Genomic DNA, 18531 nt, shown 5'->3' on the forward strand with positions numbered 1-18531 from the left:
AAAGAATCCTTAAAAGGATTCTTTTTTGCTGCCTCTCTATTACCAGGTATATCGTTTATACTTTGTTGATATAAAATCGATATTAATAATTACGATGGTTAATAAAACTTGTCGCTGTCCATCTACCATACGTTCTCGTAGGACACCCGGATTATTCATTGTAGGAGCTTTAAACCATAGGTCTAATAATAAGTGCTTACCTTCTATTCTCGGCCTCATGCTCGGCCCATCCACTAATTCAAAGCTTACTAACTCAAACGTTAAGCTAGGTTCCGCTTTAAAATATCCATTTTTAATTCCAATAGTAGAAATCGTTTTTTCTGAGATAAGTGTGGAAAGGCTAACTAAATTTTTTTGATTGACTACCCTTTTTACTATATCTTCACTTTGTTCATCCCACTCAAATGATTTATTTATATTAGCTGACATGCTACTCTCCTTTTTAATAAAAAGAAAAGGATTCCATATTCAGAATCCTTTTTTCTCTTGACTAAGTTATTTGAACTCTCTCAGGCTTCTTATATCATTTCTAATATATTAAGCAATTTTTTTAATAGCTAGTAAATATAACGTTCCATCTCTAAATCCTATTGCTAGCTCTACAATTTCTCCAAATTTATCCGCAAGGTCTTTTCCCACTACTTCGGCAATAGAACCAATATAGCGATAGATAAAACCTTGCTTAGGACAATGCTCAATATAACTCCCTTTTGTTTTTAATAAATTTAACACTCCCTCTTTCATAGCATTCATTCTTCCTTGTAGAGTAGATTCACTCATACATAACACCCTCTCCCAAAATTTTTACTATCCCTTTTATAAATGAACACAAAAAAGACCCTTGGGTTGATTATTAACATAGTAAAAAACTATGAAACACAATCAGCCCAAAGGCCATAATTTAATAGTCACCGCAGAACCATTCATGAAGGAAGGTTTGCATAAAAAAGAAAAGAAATAGTATTAACATTATGTTAGCAGATTTGTTTATGTCTGTAAATAACAGGCTTTTAAGGATAAAATGATCTTTAATGAATATGCAATATAACAGGGTTTTTTACTGCGTCAATAACTCCCGCAATTACTATCTCTAACTGACGCAGTATATGAGGCAAATATCCTTTCACTATTTTCCGGGTTTTAAGGAGCGGAACACTTCACTTTGAAACCTACGGATAAAAAAGGAGGTAAATTTACCTCCCAAGTTTTTCAAAATACAAATTCTAGTTGTTCCTCAAAATCGATTTGAAAATTAAATAATGAGGATTTGTTAATCAGTTACAAACTACGGAAAGAATTAGCTGCTAAATAAAGGGAAGTCCGTTACCTTAATGATAGTGGTTTTTTACCTTTATTCACCTTGTAACACTTACTCACGAATTTCTAAGAAGATTTTACCCAAACTTTATATCTTCTATCATCTTCATCCAATGTGATTTCTGTAAGGACTCTTAATTCCTTCATCCCAGCAAGTCTAAAAGCTAAGGAATAAGCAATTTTATAATCAGGTGTGTCATAACCATCATACAGTCTTGCATAAATTTCATTTCCTATTGAATCAGCCCATACATCTGCTTCGTAAAAACTATCGAATATAATATTTTCTCGTTTCCATTTTGGCATCTTTTAACCTTCTATCTGGGAATTTTATTTTACTGCACATTCAAGGTTAAGCAACGTGACATTTTTAACACCGTTAATCGATGTAGGGTTAGATCCTGACCAATAAAGTCTAACTATATCACCGGATTTAAGATTATAATTTTTACCTGATACCTGATAAACCTTCATACTACCATGAAAATTATACTCCGGGACTTCATAGTGACCTGGGTATGGTGAATTAGCTTTAACATTATTTACCCATGCCGACGCAGATACATCTACTCCAGGTCTGTATTTGTGGTAAGCACTTGGTTTTATGAAAAATCCAAATTGTATTGAACGATTAACTGAACCAGTGTTTGTTTGTATGGTCACATAAGATTCTCCATCGGGACTATTGAAGGTTCCTTGGCAGAAAGGAAGCTCATCATCTTCCCCTAAGGGTTCTATTAAATCAATAGGATACTCAACACTAAGAGTCGAATCGGATTCTGGGCTATCAGCTAAAGCAGGTTTTAACTGGAAAGAAGAAAATGATAATAATACGAGTAAAAAAATAGAAATAGACTTTAATAGTTTTTTCATAAAAAACCTCCTAAATTTTGTTACTTCTATTATAAACTGAATTATCATAATAATCTACTAAATCAATTAGATATTTATATTATGCTAAATTCCATTAATTAAATGAATATATATCTGGAGGGAATATCCCATCTTTAGAGGAAATTCCTTGGTTTTTCTATAAACTCAATGATATGAGGTATAGCATGGGGCTATTATACTTTAAGCTAAAGTTCTTTCTTACCGACTCTATACGGTATATTTATGATACTACATTTCTATATAATATTTAAAAATAGCAAGGAAGCTCTATCTCATAGTTAATGGGATAGAGCTTTTCTTTACTCGCAAATGTTAGGAATGACATCATTAGATTCCTTTACCTCTTTTTTACTTTAAGAAAAAATTCATTTTTTTGATTCTTTTATGCCCACTTTGCATATGTTATAAAAAAAGCAAAGGGTGGTAACATGAATGTAAAGCTTAGAAAAGATAGTTGGACTCTGGAAGACGACAATCTTTTAAAAGAAATAATCTTAAATAAAATAGAGCAAGGACAGACACAAATATCAGGTTTTGAAGAAGCAAGCATTTTATTAGGTCGTTCAAAACAAGCCTGCGCTTTTAGATGGAATAAAAATCTTCGTCCCACCCTTTTTAAAAGGGAATCAACTAAAAAAGAAGTATCACTATCAACACAAGAAACAACCGACTCACCGACTATAGAAAATCATCTGCAGTTAGCGATGAAAAGTTATGATGAGATGAAACAAACTTATGAAAAAATTACTCTTGAATATAACTTGTTAAAAAAAGATTACGAACAAATAGTTAATTGGGTGAAGCAGGGGAAAACGTATGTATAACATTTAAGAAGGTTATTATTATAAAGTATTCTGGATATTACACCTTATAAATAGTATGGCTTGAAAACAGACGCATAAGTGGTATAATAATGGTATAAGATGAATAAATAAAAAAGACTACCTGATGTTCCAGCATCAAGTAGTCATGTAATAGTATCGCTTCCAAGGCGATTAGCGCATTAGGTAAGTAAACCGTCCCAAATTGCTTTCACGGCTAAGGGGCGGTTTACTTTTTTTGTGAAAAAGTAAATGACAAAGCAAGTATAGTTACGATTAGTGTACTGAAACCAATCATGATACTTAGCGATTCAAAAATCGTCATGTAGATCATCTCCTTTCCCTTCACATTTAGTGAAGTAATGGAAAAAAAGATGCTCTAACCGCCCTCGAAACCGAATTCTATTACTCTCTAATTATACCATATTTAATCATATAATACTTCTAATTCCATATAAAAAGGGAGGTAAATTTACCTCCCAAATGTATCAAAATACAAATCCTAGTTGTTCCTCAGAATCGATTTGGAAATTATAAAGTTGCTGAGTTGCCTCTTTATTTTTTCTTGTACGATTCACAAAAAATACCTCTGCAATTTTATTCGCAATTGCTTGAAATATGCCTCCATCTACTGACTGCCCTATCATCTCATATGAACGAATTTTACCAATACTATCTGGATAAGAAAACCAGGATGGAACCTTAAATATTTTCATTAGTTCTTTAAGGGTTAGAAATCTAAAAGATTTTTCATCTTCACTTAATATATACGAGTTAGATGCTGATTGGCTTGTATAACGTTTTGGTATACATTGAAGCTCTGTCGCATTGCCTTTAACAAATGTCTTATCAATACTTCTGTCCTTCCAGGAACCGCCGTTTTTACCACGCTCATTAAAGTTATTAAGCCAAGTATCTATAGGTTTCCACTCATAATTAGGAGAATCCTTCTTATCAAATAATTCTCTCACTTTTTTTCGACGTGGTGCAGCTGGTGGTTTTGGAAAACGAAAGGCTAAGAATTCTTCTTCTGTTTTAAAAGCACATGCATAACCTCTTTTTCTTCTGGCAATAGAACCAAAATCAAAACTCTCAATAGTTGCTTCGCTCCAAAATGGATACTCGTCAAGCAGGAGTGATTTCAGACGTAAATATCCTTCAGTTTTGTACCATTTCGGCACATTTTCTAAAAACACAATTCTGCTCTCTGCTGCTCTTATAATTTCAGTTGTCGCAAGGATTAAATCATCCATGATTCCTTCCATCCCTTCACCTAACGTACTCGCCTGATTGCACGGCAAAGTTGCAAGAATAACATCCGCTTTAGGTAAAGCAGCAACGTCCCTTAGATCTCCATTGAATAAATAACTATTAGGAAAGTTATGAATAAACGCTTCAGCGCTGTCTTCCTCTAATTCAATAGCTCCCACACTCGTAAATGCTCCAGTTTCTTCAAAAGCAGCTGTTCCAAAACCAGCTCCGGAACATACGGATAATAGCGATATACGATTATCAGATGGTTTTACAAATGTCTCCTTATCGAAAATATTAAATATCAACGGTCTGATAACTACTTTACAATCCAGTGTTTGTAAGTCTCTAAAAACGTTTATTTCTACCTTTTGACGCACCCTAATAATCGATTTATAACGAATACTAGCTGTATCTACTAATGGTTCGACAATAGGACTCTCTCCTCTACCTATTGTACGACCACTAACCGAAACGGTTGTGTCCTTATTAGTAATGGGTTTAGTTTGGATAGTAATTTCTTTAGTTTCTTCGTCTATTGACACATATAAACTTTGCCCTTTCTCGAATCCAGCACGCTTGCATACTAGAGATTGTAACCAGACTCGTGGAGTCTCAGGATCATTTTTACTTGATACGGTGTAAACTTTCTTTAGTAATAATTCGTAACCTTTAGCTCCCTCTAAATCTCTACAATTGGTTTCAGTACCTCTCTTAATTGTTGTCATTACTAACACCCTTCCCAAAGAATTTTATCTTCCCAACAAAAAAAGCCTTTGGATAATTTGATAAAATAGCTAATAAGCTACTACACAAATTGTCCAAAGACATAGTTAGTTATCTCCACAGAACGTAATTTTCTACGTTTGCATAAAAGAAAATTGAAAAGATTTATATAAATATTAGCAGAAAAATGCCTTGGCGTAAATGTTCTTCAAAAAAGTACTTAAGTACATATAATAATATTTCTTGACATTTTTAATATACCTTAAAGGTTTCAAATTATTTTTATCGAACCATACATCATCGTTATCCAAGTAATGTTATAGATTCATAATGGGTGCTTATAATATTACAAACGTTTAAGGAGGTGTATAGTTTATGTCTACTTATGAAGTACTAAGCATTAGGTTGTCGCTTGTAAACATTCTAATTGCAACAGTTAATATCATTATCGTCGCTGCTTACTAAATAGAAAAGTCCTACGGGGCTTTTTTTATTTAACGGGAAAGTATTTCCTATCTTTCTTATCCTTCTCATGGGTAACTTTAAATTCTCCGGATTGTACATATGATTCAAGATGCATCGCGATGTCAGGATATATTTTAGGTTTTCCTGTTAGAAAACGTTCTCTAGGAGCTCTATGTTTCTCTATGAGAACCTCACAAATTACTCTAGTGCTAGAAATGCCGCTCAACACCATTTCGTGGGCTTTATCTTGCAAATATGGAATTGAACTAAATACTCTATCTGAGGTACCAAAGTCTAAATCCAATGCATTGTTTACGAAAAAGGATGTCCTAGAAGCATTTGTAGTCTGAAATCTATTAATGGTTATAGGTTCATTATTAACTTCATCTATTGCTGGTTCTCTTGAGTCATGAAATTCATTTAAGTCTCGAATTAAAGCATCTATTTGACGATCCAAGAGAGGTAAATCAAGCTCCCTCATATCATTCAGTTCTGGTTTTAGAATATACCCCTCTGGTAGCTCACCAATATTCTTCTCAAAAGACCAACCACTCTCTATTTTTTGGAGCACTTCATCTAGCTCATAGTCAATTTTTAAAAAGCCTTTTTTTACAGCAGATACAACCTCAGCTGGTAATTCCATGTGTTGCTCAAAATGGTTCAAGCCAAACTTAAGTACCTGGTTAGTGGTTAAATGGCGAACAACATATTGATACCTTAAAGGTCTTCCACATTCGCAACAGGTTTCTTTGTTAACAAAACCACTATCTATGTAATCCTCTAAAATCCATTCCTCTAATAACATTTCAGTTTCCTGACTAGTAACATCTTCCGGCAGCACCATTCCTTTATAGCTGGCCATAGCATTTGCAAAAATGGTTTTTTTACCTCGTTTTAATAAAAAATTAAGATAGTCTCTTTGGGCAGGAGTAGTTAAATCTAACAATTCTTCCCGTTTGTTTATTGGCAAATATTTTTCTCTTCGAAAGGAATCACGATGTGTTTGGTATTCTAGTAGATCGATGTTCATTTGTTCATCTCCAATTAATTATAATCTTTTTGTTATTATACAAATTTCCACAACTAATTGGTATACTCTGGAAGAAAAGTTCTATGTTTACTCCTGGATTTTCGGTCTACAAATATAATCATTGAATTTCTATGATAAAATAGGTTAAAATACGAACATATATTCTTATTGAAGGGTGGTTTTTCTCAATGATAGATAAACGTAGAAATGTAAAATGGACAACTTCTATGATGCTTCCAGAACATGTGGAGTTGTTAAGACAGTATAAAGAAGAACAAAAATTAGTTGCTAAACCCTACATTGATGAATATGTAGTTGTAGAGCTGCAGGAGGACCTAGAAAGGGCTTATTTAATGAAATCAGATGTAACAGTAAGGACTTGGATAAAAGGCAAAATAAGACAATATAGGGGCGAAATGAAGGGTGTTGATATTTCAAAGAAATCAATAGCTCTAGAGGATCCCTTTAAAATCCATGATATACAAGTCGAAGATATTGTATATGTTCAAATAAATAATTAAAACCAACTAAATCTTCTATTATTTAAGCAATTTTTTAGAAAAAAAGTATAAGAAAATCATTTTTTTGGAAACCGAGGTAAAATTATAGAAAAGGAGGAATTATAGATGGCAATACCTATTACTCAACTAGAAACCTGGTCAAATCAAGGAGCAACGGAAACTCCCAAAGCATTACGAGAAAGGATAGAATCTGCTCTAAAAGGAAACAGTTCCCTTATTACTAATAAAAATTCGGTGTCTATTTACCTGCAAGGTTCTTATAGAAATAGTACAAATATTTATGGTAATAGCGATGTTGATGTTGTTGTACAGACAAATAATATGTATTTTGATGATATTTCTGCTCTGAGTAGTACTGAAAGGGATCTATACAATGCTCATACTTCCCGTAGTAGTTACTCCTGGTCTGAATATAAAAAAGAAGTATTAGATACACTAGTAAACTCTTTTGGTTATAACAATGTGGAAGTTGGTAATAAATCTATAAAAATAAATACAGGTACTTATGAAGCTGATGTAGTCCCATGCGTCCAGTATAGAAAGTATAGAGTTTACCAGGGAAATACTGAAGATACTAATACCTATAGTGAAGGTATGAAATTTTTTACTTCGAAAGAGAATCGAGAGGTTATTAATTACCCAAAATCACATTATGAATACGGCGTTCAAAAGAATCAACAAACAGAAAAGGTGTACAAAAAGACAGTTCGAATTTTTAAAAATATGAAAAAGACTCTAGTTAGTAGAAGCGTTTTGGAGAAAAGCACTGCTCCATCTTATTTTATTGAAAACCTATTGTACAACGTACCTAATGATCACTTTGTTAAAAATAACTTACAACAAACAGTCTATAATGTTTTATTATGGTTAGGAAAAAACAATAATAATATGAATTCATTTGTATGCCAAAATGAGATGCTCTATTTATTTGGCAATACAAAGGAACAGTGGAATACAAGCGACGCCAGTAAGTTTATTAATGAATGTACATTGTTATGGAATGGATGGGGGGAGTAATGCATCAATATAGTGTAGATTATGATAGAAAGACAATATACTTTCTCTTGGTTACGGTCTCTATACTCATTACTAGTGGGATTAATAGCTTTTTCTCTTTAAATAATATTCATATTTCGATTACCTGTTTTTCTATTTTTGGTGTTCTCTTCGTTTGTTTTGATAAATGGATTTGGAAATGGAAAATTCTCCATACGCTAGGTATAGTGAAAACACCTAATCTATCTGGTACTTGGAAAGGTTCTTTATTTTCGTCATATCATAAATTTGAAAAGGCTTTACCAGCAGAAATTCACATTAAACAAACCTGGACACAAATATGCATTTCAGGAAATTTCAATCAATCAAAATCGTATAGTATTAGTGCTAATATAGAAACTAACAATGGTGCTAGGACCATACTAAGGTATGTCTATATGAACAAAAATAACCTGGCAAAGTCTGAAGGTACTATGAATTCTCACAGCGGTCTTACTGCTTTAGAGTTTACCTTAAAAGAGAATAGCACTGAAGGAAAGTATTATAACGAGCCCCCGGATAATGTTAACTATGGTGAACTTCAATTAGTAAGAAATTACAAGACCCATGAAGCTGTTACACATCTCTCTGATGATGAAAATAATGAACAATAAAAAAATCATCTTACCTTTAGTTTACTAATAAGGTAAGATGATTTTTTTCTATATTACTTAAATATACATTACAGTCATACTTTCTTGATCTCTATACTCGTGAGTTAATTGATACATCATTTCTGCTACTGCAGTTGTGTTTAAATCTAATGCTCTAAATAGATTTTCATAAGTTAATGTTCCGAGATTATCGGATCCACCTTCAGCTCTAGTAACTGTTTTTAAACCAACGCCCGCTTTTTCAGCAAGCTCTCGCTGAGTTAATCCCTTCTCCATTCTAGAAGCGAAAATTATTTTCCCGTAGACTGCTCCTAATCCGTATAGCTTTTCCTCTAGATCAGAGTGTCCTGCAGTTAACTGGCCATCTAATAAATTTCTTGGTTTCTTTTTCATATTAATCCTCTCCCTTTAAGTATAATTCAGGATTAGCAAGAACTCGTTGGAACATTTGATAAGTTAAGTCCCTCATCTGATCTGTTTCATCACTAGGAGGTTGCTTAGTCTTCTTAAAAACCTTAACAAATACATAGGATTCTACCCCATCATAAAAGAAGGGAAAGAAGGTGAAACGTAAATGTTCATTTTCGTTTAAACCATAACGTAATTCATAGATAGGTTTGACTCCTAATGGTTTGACTATTTCATACCGTTTGGTCCGTTCCATACCATCCAGATCAATCGTTATCTCCACGTTGTCTTGTAAAACACTTAATGGTGTTACCGTTAATAGGTCTAACGCACGTAATATAAATAATAGATGCATTTTAGCTTTTACCGAATGAAAAGATTGTTGTCTTAACCTTTCTAAGAAATCAGATACTACTTCCTGATTGTTCTCATCTGCTATTGTGATTATTGGTCTGTACTTTATCATAGTATGCTCACCATACCATATATGACTCTTATTTTCAAATAATTTAGGTCATATATGACTCCTTGTTTTTTTATTAAGCTGCAGCTAACATCCAAACTCCACGTTCTACAGAAGTAAATTCTTTATTTAGTTGCAGGATTTGGCGTACTTTTGCCTCAAAATTTGGGTTTCTTTTTGCTTTATTTGTGTCTCTCAAAATATTATAAATATCTGCAAGCTTCGCTTTTCCATTACAAGTCTGCAATGCTGCTTGTACGAGATCACGCCAAGTTGCTAATGTCGAATCCTGGAGATTTTTAATTACTGTCATAGTTCTCTGTACGGGAATGGACCATATACTATTCTTTTTAAAGACAAGTAGATGTTCATGAACAATTGGTATGAACTTACCATTATAATTTTTGTTCTGAGAACGAAAATTGTGCTGTTCCTTTATTATGTGGCTGTCAATATCTCCATACCAAGCTAAGTCTTTAATCATGGAATAGTATTTGCCTTTTAATTTCATATCCCCAATAAGCATTGCGTGTCTCCCTCCATTGAGAAGTGAGTTGTATATCTTCGAATTACAGATATTCATTTTATAAATGAACTCCTCATAACTGGAGCAGCGACTCAAATCATCTGGATGGGCTTCACTTCCCCACATTTCCCCGCTGTATGTGTGCATGGTGTGATAAGGGGGATGAGAAAACACAAAATCACTTCCGGATGGTATTTCATCCGTCAATATATTAAAGCTCTCTCCAAACTTCCCATTTAGATCCAGGTGAATAGAATTTTGGTACCCCAAGCTACGCGCTACTTCAAACCCTGTTCCTCCTCCAGCAAAAACCTCTACAAAAAATTTAGGCTTGTACTCATTTAACAAATCTTTAATTAGATACCCTGTACAATTCCCTTTGTATTTGTTATTTCCCCATTTACCTCTATCTGGATAAGATACAATTGATTGCATTAAAATGTCTCCCTCTTTATATAGTTTAATCTCATGAAGTTAATTAGTAAGTATCATGGCAATTAGGCCAAAGAACAGAAAGCATACAAGACAATCACTTGTATGCTAACCATATGTTCAATCACTGTTCGCAATGTGGTTTAAAAGTAATTGATATTCGTAAGAATTCTTTTTATATCCGTACTTCTTTGCTACCACTTTTGCTTTCTTATTAATATCCTTCTTCCATGAACGAACATTTAGATAATGTTTTATAGACTCCCTACCTTTTTTCACATAAGAAACGATTGATTTCATTCTATTGACTCCCCTCATTTATCAATAATTAAATACTCTTCGTTAAAATAAACTTAGTTGTATTGGCTTTTCCTCAAATTTGGACACTAGTTGAAGACTGACAATCACATCTGAGAAATAGGCTTTACTCCCATCGATTTTTTGAATATTGCCTATACGTTTGGCATGGGACGAGAATGAATAGAAGACCTTTTCTCCTTCTTCAAAGCCATAATCAATGTTGTCAGTAAGTACTCTATAAAAGTGAACATAGGCATTCCTAGCATGAGAGTTCAATTTAGCGGATTCAACCATTTGCTTGCTTAACTTCCTAATAGCCTGCATATGCTCCGATCCAATCAAGGAATACATGAATGTATTCACAGTTTCTTTATAAATTAACTCTTTACTATATATCAATTTTTCGTTAGATGCCTGAATTACTCTTTCTATAAATTCTCGCGAAATTATCATACTTGCCCTCCTAAAAGATGCAAAAAAGCATACAAAAATCTTATTGTATGCCTTCTAACAACTCTTCTTGTTTATCTAAATCAAAAAATAGCGTTCATCTTTTAATCCTCGCTCTAGCGTAAGAATCTCTCCAAGTTCTTATTTCTTTTAATTTCTTTTCTAAAGAAATAGAGAAAGGATAATTCTCATCCATGTTTGCTCTAACATCGTCTGCAGCAGTCATATAATATTCAGCCAGTTCTTCTAAACTTTGAACAAGCTGAATCATGCTGCTTAATACATATTGCTCTTGTTGTTCCAAATTACTCTCTCCCCTATTACACGAGCTTTTTAACTTTAGAAGGTGTGATGATCTTTACAGAAACTTCACGCTTCGTTCGTTTTTTAGTAATCGTCGTATATTCAGTATGCTCCTCTGTTACTTGTGTAGAGACAGTCTCCATTCCTTGAATTGCATGAAGTGAATCACCTTCACCGAGTAATCCATTAACCGCTCCCGAGGCCAATAGCAATGCCATCTGACCTTGAGCTATGTTAATGATTGGGTCCCCACCAATTTCTAACTGTTTAGGTTTAGTTCGTTGAATAAATGCTTGAAATCCTTTATTTTGCTGGATAGCTGGTATAAAGTCGCTTTTATTCTGAATACGACTATAAAACGTTGGTACCTCGCTAACCCCAGCAGGAATACTCCAAGTTTTGTGGCCTACTAATTTGTTAAGCGGGGAAACTTCTTTTAATACAAAAGGCTCGCTCTCCATCCGCTGCAAAAATTCAAAACACTTTTGATTTAAAGAAATAGTGTCTGGATCCTTTTTAATACCGATAAATACACATTGTCGATAGTCAGGATAATCCTCATCAGTAAAACGGGTAATTCCAATCTGATCAAAGTTGGAGGATAAAAATCTAGCAATCTTTTTATCTGCAAAGCGATAAGAAGGAATTACATACATCATCAGACCACCAACCGAAAGATAACGACTGTTGCGAATTAACTCTGTATACTCTTTTCTTTCCGTATGTTCATCGCCAACGCCTAACATAGTATTGTCATATGGCGGATTGAGATAAATCATTGAAAAGATTCCGTGGGATATTACCATTGATTCAATAGGAGCCTGGATAGCAGTCTTAAGGGTTTCTTTCGCTTTAGCAGCTCGCCCTTTGTCCAGTTCAACCCCATACGTATGAATAGTAAAATCACTTTCCTCCCTGGCTTCCGTTAGTTGTTGTAATATCAACCCTTCACCACATGTAGGATCAAATACAGAAGCCTCTCCTTCAAATGATAGCAATCTTCGTAAATACTCCCCTTGTCTTGGAGGGCTAGCAAAAAACCCCGCTTTAAGTTTGCTTCCTATCTGTGACACAGTGCTGCCCCCTTCACTAAGTAAGTTGGTTCAGACAAATTAAGTTGTTTTTCCTCTTTTGTTATTTGTGTGTGTTGACGTATCCACTCTATCTGCTTTTGACTAAGGGATACAGACCCACCATTCTTACCGTGTCCAACCATAAAGATACTTCCGAATAACTGTTTAGTATAATCCTCTACTGGATCGACTATACAAATATTCTCTTCTTGTTGTTCTTGACACTTTGGATGCCTCATCCATAAGTCGATATCATTTGTTAAATGTAGACAATATAAACGTCCACCTATAAGTGACATGACCTCTTCGTAACACGTAAAATTAAACTCTTTCCAGTAGCTACTACCTGGTTGCATGATTAGTACTTTTAAATTCAAAGTATCTTCCCCTCTCAAAAATAAAAGGTATATCTGCATATAAGCGATATACCCCCTACATTTATTATTTTAATTAGTTAATCTACATCTTCGAGGTCAAAAAACCAATTCAGTCCTCGTTTGAACTTAGATACTTTATTAACCGGTACATTTAAACTCCAATTTCTCTCTCCAGCCATTCTCCAAAGGATACGGTCATCATTGCTAGTAAGCAGTTGTTTAATAATTTTAACTGCCTCTTTCCGTGCTGCCGCTTTATTTTGAGTTCGTAACCCATAATAACGGATAGCTCCATCCGACGTTCTCACTTCAACACGGTAAGTACAATCGACTCGTGGTACCGTATTGAAAACCTCTCTTCCTACTCTCTCCATAACTGAAATTTGTTGTACTGCTCCGATGTTTTTAGACATCAATAACACCCTTTCCCAAAGTTTTTTTACTAATTAAATCCTTTTGGGCGCAAAAAAGCCTTTGAGCTGATTAATAGCATAGCAAAAGATAAAAATTGCTATGAAACACTAATCGCCCAAAGGCTATATTTAATCGTCACCGCAGAATCGTTTCCAAAAGGAAGATTTGCATAAAAAAGAATTTAATAAGTATGGTTTTATTATACCATCCTTGTTTAAAAAGGAAACTTTATTTTCCGTGAAATTTGGGGGAGATTAAGAAAATAAATATAAAATTCTCTTTTTAATTTAGATAACTGATTGGAAAATGATAATAAGTAATGGAAACTAATGTTAAAATAGTTGAATAAAAGTTTTTAGGGGGGATAAGGTTGAGTAATTTTACGTATCAGTTACCTTTTACAGAGGAAAAATTACTAACTGGTGTTTTGTTGGAACTTAAAAGAGCAAGGGAATCAGAGTTATCTATGCATTTACAAAAATCTGTTCTATCCATAGAAGAATTAGGTATGTCTTATTATATAGACAATTCTTCTGATAGCAGATGGAATGCAACGGGGATAAATATAAAATTTATAGTAAATCCAAATTATCTAGACAATCTTGATACGATGGAAAATAAAATTAAGTTAGAAACTATATGTCAACGGCTTATTCCTGCAACAGTGGGTTTTGATATTAAAGAAATTCTTTTTGTTCCTGATTTAATTTCAGATTTTGAGTTAGAGGATGATATTCTTCTGGAATTTGAAACACGAGTTAATACTAGTTCTAATTCTATTTTGAAGAGTATCCTTCCTGAAGATATAAGAGAAAAAGGTTTGTATATGGCTGAAACGTATACTTATCTATACTTAGTTGAAAACTCTTTGAGGTTGTTTATTGAAAATGTAGCAAAGGAATCTTTTGGAGAGGAATACTTTGAAAAACTTACCATTTCAAGTTCGTTAAGAAATACTATCACTTCTCGAAAAATTAAAGAACAGAATCAAAAGTGGCTGAGCGTTCGAGGTGGTAATGATTTATTTTACTTAGATTTTAAGGATATTTCGACTTTAATAAATAATAATTGGAATTTGTTTAAAGAATATTTTCCTTCTCAAGAATTTATAAGTCAAAAAATCACAGAGATGGCCGATTGTCGAAATCTTATAGCACATAATAGTTTTGTATCCAAAGATGAAAGAGATTTAATGAAAGTTTATTATAACTCTATATTGAAACAGATAGAGCAAACAATGAAAAAGAAAACAATCGAATCCCTATTTTAAGGTAAAAAAGATCATTACAATATATATGTAATGATCTTTTTTTTATTTAATAATTGAATTTTGTTGGTTCCACAAGTAACTTACAAACTGGAATATTTACAAAGCCTGAAGGTACATAGAAAGCAGGCTGTTCTACTACTCCTGCTTCTATCAGAAAATCAAGCACGCCTGTATTCTCAGAGTAGTCCCTGATTGCAACATGGTTTTTGGGTACCCCTACACGAAGTCCGGTAGTAACAGTAGCTATATCCACTTTTGTTCTAGGATTTTTTAAATCAATCCATGTCTGTCCCTCATATTCTAGTACCTCAATCAATACTTTTTTTCTCCATTTTTCAAAACGCATAGTCTTTTTCATATAAGCACTCCCCTTTGGATTAATAAATTTTTCTCCCAGGCATGTAATTGAAACTAAGACACTGATATGGTTTTCGGTCTGCAATACAAACCAAAACTAAAGAATTGTTCCAAATTAACATATTAGATTTATAAATATAAATTTTATTTTGTGGTCTCATATATTCTTCGAATTCATCTATAAATTGAATTTCCACGCTCTCTAAGTGACGATCAAATGTAGTAACGCCAATAGTGTTTTTTTCTTCTACTATTTCTACTTCAATTGGTAGTTGATAGCTCCCATACATTTCTTTAAACGCTTTAATTGCTTCCTTAACACAGGTAGTCTCTGCTACGTAAAAAATGAATTTTTGTTTGCAATTTTTACACATGTTTATTCACTTCTACATAACATGTTTCATGATTTATGTTATTTTTTACCCCTCGCTTAATCTGTAACGCTCTTCTCTGTGAAACTGGTTGTTTTGTTAACAAAATTACATCAGTATCGTTATGAAAATTTTTAATTACTACATTAAATTTTTGTACCATGATTAAACTCCCCTTTTATAAATAGTCTTTGATTTACTACATAAACCAACTTAGTGTAAGGATTTCCTCATCTACAGAAAGATGTAATAGACTTCCGTCTTCATACATGGCCTTGGCATCACTTAGGCTCACTGTTCCTACTCGTGAGGGATTTCTTAATACAAGAAATAGATTGCCGTTACAGTCCCATATCGTGTCTCCTATAGCAATTTCACCAACATCTCGACCAAGCTCTTTCCAAAAAACTAGTTCATTGACTACCTTAGAAATATCAATCTTATTTTCTAAATCACATAGACGGCTGCTTAAAGCAGTATTTACTATGTCTTCTTCATTGTTTGAGCGAGAGTTAAAAGAATCTTCTCTGATTAACTCTCTTTTAATACGATTAATTACTGGTCCAGGTAGTTGTTGAACAAAAACAGCTGTATTCATTTTTGTTTTCCTCCCATTAATAAAAACAAGGAAAGAGTTTCATCCTCTTCCCTTGTAGCGAATGATATTTAATTATTTTGGCACTCCCGATAATCTGTAACTACTACCAAAAAGTCTATGCATAATAAACTTCTTGCTCGTTTTCAAGAAATGAAAAGAGGTCAACAGCTTTAGGTTGAAACGCAGCTGCTACAGACTCAATACAATACATTAATTTGCTTAAATTAAAGCTATTGATTTTCCGATTTCTAACCTGCAGGTTTACTTCTCCAGATGGCATAAGCACAATCCCTACTCCTTTATGCTCGTATAATCCATACATGGAACAACGCTCGTATCGTTCCTCTTCAGCCAATTTCACTAAACTTTCTTGGGAATTTTTCGTTTGATTAATCCACTCGATTCCACTGAAAAATGGTGTAAATCCTCCTAAGAAATGATCCATCAACTTAACAAATGTATCTGGATTCCCATGATAGAGAATACGATAACCCATGGAATCAGATCCTTTTGAAGAAAACGGAATAATTTGTAACCTGGTTCCGTTTTTTTCCCATACAATAGATTCTCGCTCGGCCCATTTGAAATGTAGTGGAAGTAACAAAGGAAATATCTCTGATGGTTCTTTTTCCATAAAACAAGTTACTCGATAGTAAGGTTGCATAGCATAATCCCCCCTATCTTTTGATAAATAGTTCTACTGTTAAAACCATTTAACATTCATAACACCCTTTCCCAATTTATTTGTATATCAATTATTTTTAGACAACAAAAAAATGCCTTTAGGCTGTTTGATCACATAGCAAAATAAAAATGCTATGAAACACAAAAAGCCCAAAGGCATAAATTAATCATCACCACAGAACTACTCTTAAAAGAGTGAGCTTGCAAAAAAAGTAAAATAAATTGATATATTATAAATCATATCAAACGACTATTTATACTTCAAGTAGCTCATTAAAATTATTCTGAATAGGACGCGAATGCAATAAAATTAGCTATTGCCAAAATTTTCAACTTCTCAAAAGTCTCTTTAGATATATCTAAGTATAATTCTCCATCTTCTAACTCTTTATATTCTTTAGGAGCTTCCTCTAAAGGAACCCTAATTATTTCAGATACCACGTCTTGAACTTGCTGCCTATTTACATCTTTAGTGACTTGTCTTTTATATAGAGCTAATTCCACGTAAAGAAAGAGTGTTGATGTACCATTTGATTCTTCAATGTTTTTAATTCTTGTGTATGTATAACTCATTTCTTGGTAAAACAACAAGATAAAACACTACTTTCTTTTTTAAATATCCCAAAATTTACCATAAAGCATTAATTATGGTTTTTGAGTTGCTTATCTAATAATAGAGCAATATTTCTTATAAAACAATAATATTTTATTATCAAGTGTTTACAGTTATGTTAAATATCTTTTAAAATTTACTCATATTGCTAAATCTTGATTCTATATACCACTAATAATGACTTGGTTTTTTCCATTGTGCTTAGCTTTATACATATTTTCATCCGCTAATTTAATTATTTCTCTACCGTTCCCATTTCCACCTGCTACTCCCACACTAACAGTTACTTCTGTTTTCTTCTCTACTTGTTCACGAAACTGTTCTGCAAGTCTTTTAGCATTTCCATTTAGAACAATAGCCACCATTTCTTCACCACCAAAACGACAGACAAATCCCTTATTATTAATAACTGATTTAAAGATTGCCCCAACTTGTTTTAAAATTCTATCGCCATGTTCATGACCTTTCGTGTCATTTAAATATTTAAAGTTATCAATATCTATGAAGATAATAGAAATGGATTGTTCCTCTGCTAATTGTTCTGCCTTTTTCAATAAAAATCCTTTATTAAATAGCCCTGTGAGTGGATCTGTAATGCTATTCATACCAGCACTCCTGAATAGCTTTACCATTCTCTCGAAGTACCTTAAACATTCATATAGCAGTAAAAATAGAAGTAATACACTATAAAAAAAGCCCCCGCTTTCAAAAGGCAGCCATTGTCCGATACCGCTAAATAATCCTATAAATAAAATTAATAGTGCTCTAATTCCATCTTCTTCAATATTCCCATTCTTAATACTGTATAGTTGATACACTCCATAACCCAAAAATAGTAGTGTAACAAGCGTTCCTGCAATCAAATAAGTAAAGAAGTAAGAAAGAAAAACAGCTATTAATAGTATAAAAAAGAATAAATTCTCCCTATACTTGGGATGCTTTTCTTTGAATACTGCCATAGGAAGTAATGTTAAAAGTACTACTATACTTGCTATATGATAGGGTTTGTCCCAAAAAAACAACCGTTCAACATTAATATACACAAATAAAAAAGTAGATATTACAGTGGCTAACAAGTATCCAATCATCATATATAAATCATTTTTTAGCTTCATTTTTACGTATAAATAGCATGAGAAAATACTCAACAATAGTGCTAATATCGGAATATACAATAAAGGAAACAAAGATATTTCTATAATCATTTAATTACTCTCC

At 33.2% G+C, this 18531-nt stretch carries 27 protein-coding genes; 5 read left to right on the forward strand and 22 right to left on the reverse strand.

Annotated elements, in window-relative coordinates; all coding sequences use genetic code 11:
• Window positions 1–39: 39 nt before the first annotated feature.
• The 4 genes from M3627_RS08820 to M3627_RS08835 form a co-directional block, all read right to left on the reverse strand.
• Window positions 40–429 carry a hypothetical protein gene (locus M3627_RS08820; RefSeq protein ID WP_251554760.1) on the reverse strand — a complete coding sequence of 130 codons (390 nt, stop codon included), beginning with the start codon at window positions 427–429 and terminating at the stop codon, window positions 40–42.
• 108 nt (window positions 430–537) lie between these two features.
• The gene (locus M3627_RS08825) at window positions 538–780 is read right to left on the reverse strand and encodes a hypothetical protein (protein ID WP_251554762.1); all 243 of its coding nucleotides are present in this window, start codon (window positions 778–780) and stop codon (window positions 538–540) included.
• Window positions 781–1383: 603 nt separating this feature from the next.
• A complete protein-coding gene (locus tag M3627_RS08830; RefSeq protein ID WP_251554764.1) occupies window positions 1384–1623 on the reverse strand; it encodes a hypothetical protein in 240 nt (79 codons plus the stop codon).
• 24 nt (window positions 1624–1647) lie between these two features.
• Entirely contained in the window at window positions 1648–2190 is a 543-nt protein-coding gene (locus tag M3627_RS08835; RefSeq protein WP_251554766.1) for a hypothetical protein, read from the reverse strand.
• A 449-nt stretch (window positions 2191–2639) separates the two neighbouring features.
• Between M3627_RS08835 and M3627_RS08840 the strand changes: the two genes are divergently transcribed.
• The gene (locus tag M3627_RS08840; protein ID WP_251554774.1) at window positions 2640–3035 is read left to right on the forward strand and encodes a transcriptional regulator; all 396 of its coding nucleotides are present in this window, start codon (window positions 2640–2642) and stop codon (window positions 3033–3035) included.
• Window positions 3036–3261: 226 nt separating this feature from the next.
• Here M3627_RS08840 and M3627_RS08845 read toward each other — a convergent pair whose 3' ends face one another.
• The 3 genes from M3627_RS08845 to M3627_RS08855 form a co-directional block, all read right to left on the reverse strand.
• Window positions 3262–3357 carry a putative holin-like toxin gene (locus M3627_RS08845; RefSeq protein ID WP_251554782.1) on the reverse strand — a complete coding sequence of 32 codons (96 nt, stop codon included), beginning with the start codon at window positions 3355–3357 and terminating at the stop codon, window positions 3262–3264.
• A gap of 163 nt (window positions 3358–3520) precedes the next feature.
• Entirely contained in the window at window positions 3521–5011 is a 1491-nt protein-coding gene (locus tag M3627_RS08850; RefSeq protein ID WP_251554785.1) for a DNA cytosine methyltransferase, read from the reverse strand.
• Window positions 5012–5499: 488 nt separating this feature from the next.
• Entirely contained in the window at window positions 5500–6504 is a 1005-nt protein-coding gene (locus tag M3627_RS08855; protein WP_251554795.1) for a DUF3895 domain-containing protein, read from the reverse strand.
• 188 nt (window positions 6505–6692) lie between these two features.
• On the opposite strand from M3627_RS08855, the gene M3627_RS08860 reads away from it, so the two are divergent.
• The 3 genes from M3627_RS08860 (at window position 6693) to M3627_RS08870 (ending at window position 8674) form a co-directional block, all read left to right on the forward strand.
• A complete protein-coding gene (locus tag M3627_RS08860) occupies window positions 6693–7025 on the forward strand; it encodes a YolD-like family protein (protein WP_251554802.1) in 333 nt (110 codons plus the stop codon).
• Window positions 7026–7130: 105 nt separating this feature from the next.
• The gene (locus M3627_RS08865; RefSeq protein ID WP_251554805.1) at window positions 7131–8042 is read left to right on the forward strand and encodes a nucleotidyltransferase domain-containing protein; all 912 of its coding nucleotides are present in this window, start codon (window positions 7131–7133) and stop codon (window positions 8040–8042) included.
• The gene (locus tag M3627_RS08870; RefSeq protein ID WP_251554807.1) at window positions 8042–8674 is read left to right on the forward strand and encodes a Cap15 family cyclic dinucleotide receptor domain-containing protein; all 633 of its coding nucleotides are present in this window, start codon (window positions 8042–8044) and stop codon (window positions 8672–8674) included. The genes M3627_RS08865 and M3627_RS08870 overlap by 1 nt, the downstream gene beginning before the upstream one ends.
• 57 nt (window positions 8675–8731) lie before the next feature.
• On the opposite strand, the gene M3627_RS08875 is transcribed toward M3627_RS08870, so the two are convergent.
• The 9 genes from M3627_RS08875 to M3627_RS08915 all read right to left on the reverse strand — a co-directional run bounded on the left by M3627_RS08875 (window position 8732) and on the right by M3627_RS08915 (window position 13419).
• Window positions 8732–9067 (reverse strand): helix-turn-helix domain-containing protein, encoded by a 336-nt coding sequence (locus M3627_RS08875; RefSeq protein WP_251554822.1) that lies wholly within the window; start codon window positions 9065–9067, stop codon window positions 8732–8734.
• A gap of 1 nt (window position 9068) precedes the next feature.
• Window positions 9069–9548, reverse strand: a complete 480-nt coding sequence (locus M3627_RS08880) for a hypothetical protein (protein WP_251554824.1) — start codon at window positions 9546–9548, stop codon at window positions 9069–9071.
• Between the two features lie 73 nt (window positions 9549–9621).
• Window positions 9622–10506 carry a DNA methylase N-4/N-6 gene (locus M3627_RS08885; RefSeq protein WP_251554826.1) on the reverse strand — a complete coding sequence of 295 codons (885 nt, stop codon included), beginning with the start codon at window positions 10504–10506 and terminating at the stop codon, window positions 9622–9624.
• A gap of 117 nt (window positions 10507–10623) precedes the next feature.
• Window positions 10624–10803 (reverse strand): hypothetical protein, encoded by a 180-nt coding sequence (locus tag M3627_RS08890; RefSeq protein WP_251554828.1) that lies wholly within the window; start codon window positions 10801–10803, stop codon window positions 10624–10626.
• A 42-nt stretch (window positions 10804–10845) separates the two neighbouring features.
• Window positions 10846–11256, reverse strand: a complete 411-nt coding sequence (locus M3627_RS08895; RefSeq protein WP_251554830.1) for a hypothetical protein — start codon at window positions 11254–11256, stop codon at window positions 10846–10848.
• Between the two features lie 94 nt (window positions 11257–11350).
• A complete protein-coding gene (locus M3627_RS08900) occupies window positions 11351–11557 on the reverse strand; it encodes a hypothetical protein (RefSeq protein ID WP_251554832.1) in 207 nt (68 codons plus the stop codon).
• Between the two features lie 16 nt (window positions 11558–11573).
• On the reverse strand, window positions 11574–12629 hold the full coding sequence (locus M3627_RS08905; protein ID WP_251554849.1) for a DUF6094 domain-containing protein: 1056 nt from the start codon (window positions 12627–12629) through the stop codon (window positions 11574–11576).
• Complete coding sequence (locus M3627_RS08910) at window positions 12617–13006, reverse strand: DUF3846 domain-containing protein (RefSeq protein WP_251554863.1); 390 nt, start codon at window positions 13004–13006, stop codon at window positions 12617–12619. The genes M3627_RS08905 and M3627_RS08910 overlap by 13 nt, the downstream gene beginning before the upstream one ends.
• A 77-nt stretch (window positions 13007–13083) precedes the next feature.
• Window positions 13084–13419, reverse strand: coding sequence for a DUF6018 family natural product bioysynthesis protein (locus tag M3627_RS08915; RefSeq protein WP_251554877.1), 336 nt, complete (start codon window positions 13417–13419; stop codon window positions 13084–13086).
• A gap of 371 nt (window positions 13420–13790) precedes the next feature.
• On the opposite strand from M3627_RS08915, the gene M3627_RS08920 reads away from it, so the two are divergent.
• Entirely contained in the window at window positions 13791–14690 is a 900-nt protein-coding gene (locus tag M3627_RS08920; RefSeq protein WP_251554884.1) for a Swt1 family HEPN domain-containing protein, read from the forward strand.
• A 46-nt stretch (window positions 14691–14736) separates the two neighbouring features.
• Here M3627_RS08920 and M3627_RS08925 read toward each other — a convergent pair whose 3' ends face one another.
• From M3627_RS08925 to M3627_RS08950, 6 genes are all read right to left on the reverse strand, one after another.
• Window positions 14737–15048 (reverse strand): hypothetical protein, encoded by a 312-nt coding sequence (locus M3627_RS08925; protein ID WP_251554886.1) that lies wholly within the window; start codon window positions 15046–15048, stop codon window positions 14737–14739.
• Window positions 15049–15067: 19 nt separating this feature from the next.
• Window positions 15068–15421, reverse strand: coding sequence for a hypothetical protein (locus M3627_RS08930; protein WP_251554888.1), 354 nt, complete (start codon window positions 15419–15421; stop codon window positions 15068–15070).
• A gap of 196 nt (window positions 15422–15617) precedes the next feature.
• On the reverse strand, window positions 15618–16016 hold the full coding sequence (locus M3627_RS08935; RefSeq protein WP_251554890.1) for a hypothetical protein: 399 nt from the start codon (window positions 16014–16016) through the stop codon (window positions 15618–15620).
• A 115-nt stretch (window positions 16017–16131) separates the two neighbouring features.
• On the reverse strand, window positions 16132–16680 hold the full coding sequence (locus M3627_RS08940; RefSeq protein WP_251554892.1) for a hypothetical protein: 549 nt from the start codon (window positions 16678–16680) through the stop codon (window positions 16132–16134).
• A gap of 299 nt (window positions 16681–16979) precedes the next feature.
• On the reverse strand, window positions 16980–17273 hold the full coding sequence (locus M3627_RS08945) for a hypothetical protein (protein ID WP_251554894.1): 294 nt from the start codon (window positions 17271–17273) through the stop codon (window positions 16980–16982).
• 201 nt (window positions 17274–17474) lie between these two features.
• Window positions 17475–18518 carry a GGDEF domain-containing protein gene (locus tag M3627_RS08950; protein ID WP_251554902.1) on the reverse strand — a complete coding sequence of 348 codons (1044 nt, stop codon included), beginning with the start codon at window positions 18516–18518 and terminating at the stop codon, window positions 17475–17477.
• Window positions 18519–18531 lie beyond the last annotated feature (13 nt).

Source organism: Psychrobacillus sp. MER TA 171 (assembly GCF_023713305.1).
Taxonomy (GTDB): Bacteria; Bacillota; Bacilli; order Bacillales_A; family Planococcaceae; genus Psychrobacillus.